The sequence below is a fragment of the Acidovorax sp. KNOB132 genome (genome assembly GCF_057541515.1).
This window is the reverse complement of record NZ_BAAJYT010000270.1, coordinates 1-4,655: the sequence shown is the minus strand read 5'-3', so window position 1 is coordinate 4,655 and position 4,655 is coordinate 1. Positions and strand designations below refer to the sequence as shown.

Annotated in this window: 4 protein-coding genes and 1 pseudogene; all 5 read left to right on the top strand. The window is 69.2% G+C overall.

Translation table 11 applies throughout. The annotated features are described in order from the left end of the window. Positions 1 to 687 (top strand): ABC transporter ATP-binding protein (locus AC27IO_RS20665; RefSeq protein ID WP_498740519.1); only part of this gene is annotated, 687 nt, incomplete at its 5' end. Then, on the top strand, positions 687 to 1,583 hold the full coding sequence (locus AC27IO_RS20660; protein WP_284424463.1) for a branched-chain amino acid ABC transporter permease: 897 nt from the start codon (positions 687 to 689) through the stop codon (positions 1,581 to 1,583). The genes AC27IO_RS20665 and AC27IO_RS20660, both read left to right, overlap by 1 nt. Before the next feature lie 4 nt (positions 1,584 to 1,587). After that, a complete protein-coding gene (locus AC27IO_RS20655; protein WP_498740518.1) occupies positions 1,588 to 2,643 on the top strand; it encodes a branched-chain amino acid ABC transporter permease in 1,056 nt (351 codons plus the stop codon). 61 nt (positions 2,644 to 2,704) lie between these two features. Continuing rightward, positions 2,705 to 4,037: pseudogene (locus AC27IO_RS20650) on the top strand (ABC transporter substrate-binding protein). 35 nt (positions 4,038 to 4,072) lie between these two features. Beyond that, positions 4,073 to 4,655: acyl-CoA dehydrogenase family protein (locus AC27IO_RS20645; RefSeq protein ID WP_498740517.1), on the top strand; the 583-nt coding region annotated here is incomplete at its 3' end.

The following is a 4,655-nucleotide window of genomic DNA, read 5'->3' as shown; positions in this document are numbered from 1 at the left end:
GGCGCGGGCAAGAGCTCGCTGGTCAACATCATCAGCGGCCTGTACCGCCCCGACGCCGGCCGCGTGCGCATCGGCGGCGATTCCTTCGCCCAGGTGCCCACGCCCCGGCTGGCGCACCTGGGCGTGGCGCGCACCTTCCAGAACCTGGCGCTGTTCAAGGGCCTCTCCGTGCGCGACAACATCGCCCTGGGCCGCGTGCACGCCGCCCGCGCCAGCTTTGCCGAGCAGGTGCTGGGCTGGGGCCGGGCGCGCCGCGAGTGGCGCGATGCGCGCGAACAGGCGCGCGAGGCCATCGACTTCCTGGGGCTGGGCAGCGTGCAGGACCGGCTGGCCGGCGGCCTGCCCTACGGCCTGCAAAAGCGCGTGGAGCTGGCGCGCGCGCTGGTGGCACGCCCGCGCCTGTTGCTGCTGGACGAACCCCTGGCCGGCACCACCGCGGGCGAGAAGAGCGAGATGGCCGCGCTCATCCGCGCCGCGCGTGACCGGCACGGCGCGGCGGTGGTGCTGATCGAGCACGACATCGGCATCGTGCTGGGCCTGTCGGACCGCGTGGCGGTGCTGGATTACGGCCGCAAGATCGCCGACGGCACGCCCGCCGAGGTGCGCGAGGACCCGGCCGTGATCGACGCCTACCTGGGCGTGGCGCACGATGAGGAAGCCTCCACACCGCCCACGGAGGCGCGGTGATGGAAGGCTTCGACTTCGCCTTCCTTGCCGAGGTGCTGATCGGCGGGCTGCTGTCCGGCGTGATGTATTCGCTGGTGGCCATCGGCTTCGTGCTGATCTACAAGACCTCGGGCGTGCTCAACTTCGCGCAGGGCGCGCAACTGCTGTTCGCGGCGCTGACCTTCGTGAGCCTGGTCGAGCGCGGCCTGCCGTTCGCACTGGCATTGGCGATCACCTTCGCGCTGATGGTGGCGCTGGGCCTGGCCATCGAACGCGTGGTGCTGCGCCCGCTGGTCAACCAGCCGCCCATCACGCTGTTCATGGCCACGCTGGGGCTGTCGTACGTGATCGAGGGCGTGGCCCAGCTGGTGTGGGGCACGCAGGTGCATTCGCTGGAGCTGGGCGTTTCCGATGCGCCCATCGAGATCGCGGGCGTGCTGGTCTCCACTTTCGACCTGTTCGCGGCCGGCGTGGCGGCGGTCATGGTTGCGGTGCTGTCTGCGTTCTTTCGCTACACCCGCGTGGGCCTGGCCTTTCGCGCGGTGGCCGACGACACCTTCGCCGCCCTGGCTGTGGGCCTGCGCCTGCCGGTGATCTGGGCCACCGTGTGGTCCGCCGCCGGCGTGATCGCGCTGGTGGCCGGGCTGCTGTGGGGTGCGCGGCTGGGCGTGCAGTTCTCGCTGTCGCTGGTGGTACTCAAGGCCCTGCCGGTGCTGGTGCTGGGTGGCTTCGACTCCATCCTGGGCGCCATCGTGGGCGGGCTCATCATCGGCGCGCTGGAAAAGCTGGCCGAGGTGTACCTGGGCGCCTACGTGGGCGGCGGCATCGAAAGCTGGTTCGCCTACGCCGCCGCGCTGCTGTTCCTGCTGGTGCGGCCTGGCGGCCTGTTCGGGCAGCGGCCGGTGGAAAGGGCCTGACGCCATGGCAACCCCCACCCTTCAACCCGGCACCCATCGCACCCCCTGGCCCCTGTGGGCCACGCCCGCCATCGCGCTGGCATTGGCCTACGGCGTGGTGCCGCTGCTCGCCACCGACTACGTGTTCGACGCGCTGCTGATTCCCTTCCTCACCCTGTCGCTGGCCGCCGTGGGGCTGAACCTGCTGACCGGCTACGCGGGCCAGCTCTCGCTGGGCTCGGCCGCGTTCATGGCGGTGGGCGCCTATGCGGCCTACAACTTCCAGTTGCGCGTCGAGGGCCTGCCGCTGCTGGCGGCCATGGCGCTGGGCGGCGTGGCCGCCACGGTGGTGGGCGTGGTGTTCGGCCTGCCCAGCCTGCGGCTGCGTGGCTTCTACCTGGCCGTATCGACCCTGGCAGCGCAGTTCTTCGTGCAGTGGGCCCTGACGAAGTTCGGCTGGTTCAGCAACCACAACCCCTCGGGCGTGATCGACGCACCGCCCATCGCCGTGGCAGGCGTGGCCTTCGGCACGCCCACAGGCCGCTACCTCTTCGCGCTGACCGTGGTGGCCGTGCTGACCGCGCTGGTCTGGCGTGTGACGCGCACGCCCACCGGCCACCATTTCATCGCCGTGCGCGACAACGAGCTGGCCGCCCGCGTGATCGGCGTGCCGGTGCTGCGCGCCAAGCTGCTGGCCTTTGCGCTGTCTTCCTTCGTGATCGGCGTGGCGGGCGTGCTGTGGGGCTTCGTCTACCTGCGCACGGTGGAGCCGGCGGGCTTCAACCTCGACCGCTCGTTCCAGATCCTTTTCATCATCATCATCGGCGGCCTGGCCACGCTGCGCGGCGCCTTCCTGGGCGCGGCGCTGATCGTCGTGTTCCCGCTGCTGCTCTCGCGCCTGGGCAGCCTGCTGCTGGGCCAGTGGTTCGACTCGGGCGTGCTGGAGCTGTGCCAGCGCATCGCCCTGGGCGCGCTCATCGTGGGCTTTCTCATCGCCGAGCCGCGCGGGCTGGCGGCGCTGTGGGAGCGGGCGGTCGCCCGGCTGCAGCGCACGCGGCCGCCGCCCCCGCAGGGCGCTTGACCAGCCCCTTTCCCGCACCCCGCCATTTCCCTCTTCCTTTCTCTCCACAGGAGCGCATCGCATGTCCCTCGTTCGCCATTTCAAAACCGCCTTGCTGGCCGCCGCGCTGGCGCTCGCCGGGCTGCAGGCCGCCCAGGCCCAGGCCGCCAAACCGCAGGAACAGTTCTTTCCGCTGCAGAGCTACCGCGTCGGCCCCTACGCTGCCGGTGGCACGGGGTTTTTCGGCGGCTTCATCGACTACCTGAACCTCGTCAACACACGCGACGGCGGCGTGGGCGGCGTCAAGCTGACGTGGGAAGAAGGCGAGACGCAGTACGAGGTGGAGCGCGGCGTGGAGGTGTACGAGCGCCTCAAGACCCGCCCCGGCATCGCCGCGTGGAACCCGCTGTCAGTGGGCATCGCCTACGCGCTGATCGACCGGGTGACGGCCGACAAGGTGCCGCTGCTCACCATCAACCACGGCCGCACCGACACCACCGACGGGCGCGTGTTCAAGTACATCTTCCCGCTGCTGGTCAACCCGTACAGCGAGACCTCGGGGATCGTGAACTACCTGGGCACCAAGGCCGGTGGCACGGAGAAGCTCAAGGGCAAGAAGATCGTGGTGCTGTACCACGGCTCGCCCTATGGCAAGGAGACCATTCCAATCTATGAATTGCTGGCCAAGCAGTACGGCTTCACGGTGCAGCAGATCGAGGTACCGCACCCCGGCAACGAACAGCAATCGCAGTGGCTGACCATCCGCCGTGCCAAGCCCGACTTCGTGGTGCTGCGCGGCTGGGGCGTGATGAACCCGGTGGCGCTCAAGACCGCGCAGAAGACCGGCTTTCCGGCCGACCGCATCGTGGGCAACATCTGGTCCAACTCCGAGGAAGACGTGATCCCCGCGGGCGACGCCGCCAAGGGCTACGTCGCCATCACCTCGGTGGCGCCCGGCACGCAATACCCCGTGCTGCAGGACATCGTGAAGACCGTGTACGACGCCGGCAAGGGCAACCTGCAGGACAAAAAAACGCATCGGCAGCGTGTACCACAACCTGGGCGTGCTCAACGGCATTCTGAACGTCGAGGCCATCCGCATCGCGCAGGCGAAGTTCGGCAAGCGCACCCTCACCGGCGACGAAGTGCGCTGGGGCCTGGAGAACCTGAAGATCGACGAAGCCCGCGCCGCCGCCCTGGGCGCCAAGGGCCTGTTCCATTCCATCCATGTGACCTGGGACAACCACGAAGGCGACGGCCGGGTGGCCTTCCAGCAGTGGGACGGCACGCAGTGGAAGGTCGTCTCCGACTGGATCGCGCCGGACTGGAAGCTGCTGCGCCCGATCATCGAAAAGTCGTCCCTGGCCTATGCCAAGGAAAAGAACGTGAAGGTGCGCCAGAGCATCGACGACTGACCCGCCCCCTTCTTCACCCCACCCGGAGCGACGCCATGACCGACCTCTACCGCACCCCTTCCATCCTCGGCCCCGGCTACGAAGCCATTGCCGAAAAATACCGCCCCATCTTTGCGCGCATCCAGGCCACGGCGCTGCAGCGCGAGCAGCAGCGCCAGCTGGGCCACGACGCCATCCAGTGGCTCAAGGACGCACACTTCGGCGCCCTGCGCGTGCCCGTGGAGCACGGCGGCGACGGCGCCACGCTGCCGCAACTCTTTCAGCTGCTGGTGGAGCTGGCCGAGGCCGACTCCAACATCGTGCAGGCGCTGCGCGGGCACTTCGCCTTCGTCGAAGACCGCCTGAACGCGCCGCGTGACGCGGCCAACATCGTGTGGTTGCGGCGATTTTCCGAAGGCGACCTGGCCGGCAACGCCTGGACCGAAGTGGGCAACGTGGCCATCGGCGATGTGATCACGCGCGTGACGCCAAAGGCGGACGGGCGCTGGGTGGTCAACGGCCGCAAGTTCTACAGCACCGGCAGCATCTTCGCGGACTGGATCGACCTGTACGCCCGCCGCGACGGCCCGGGCGACGGCGACGGACTGGACGTGATCGCCGCCGTGCGCGCGCGCCAGC

What these genes read in the sequence shown, in the direction of transcription:
- AC27IO_RS20660 (WP_284424463.1), top strand. Translation starts at nt 687, where the DNA reads ATGGAAGGCTTCGACTTCGCCTTCCTTGCCGAGGTGCTGATCGGCGGG.
- AC27IO_RS20655 (WP_498740518.1), top strand. Translation starts at nt 1,588, where the DNA reads ATGGCAACCCCCACCCTTCAACCCGGCACCCATCGCACCCCCTGGCCC.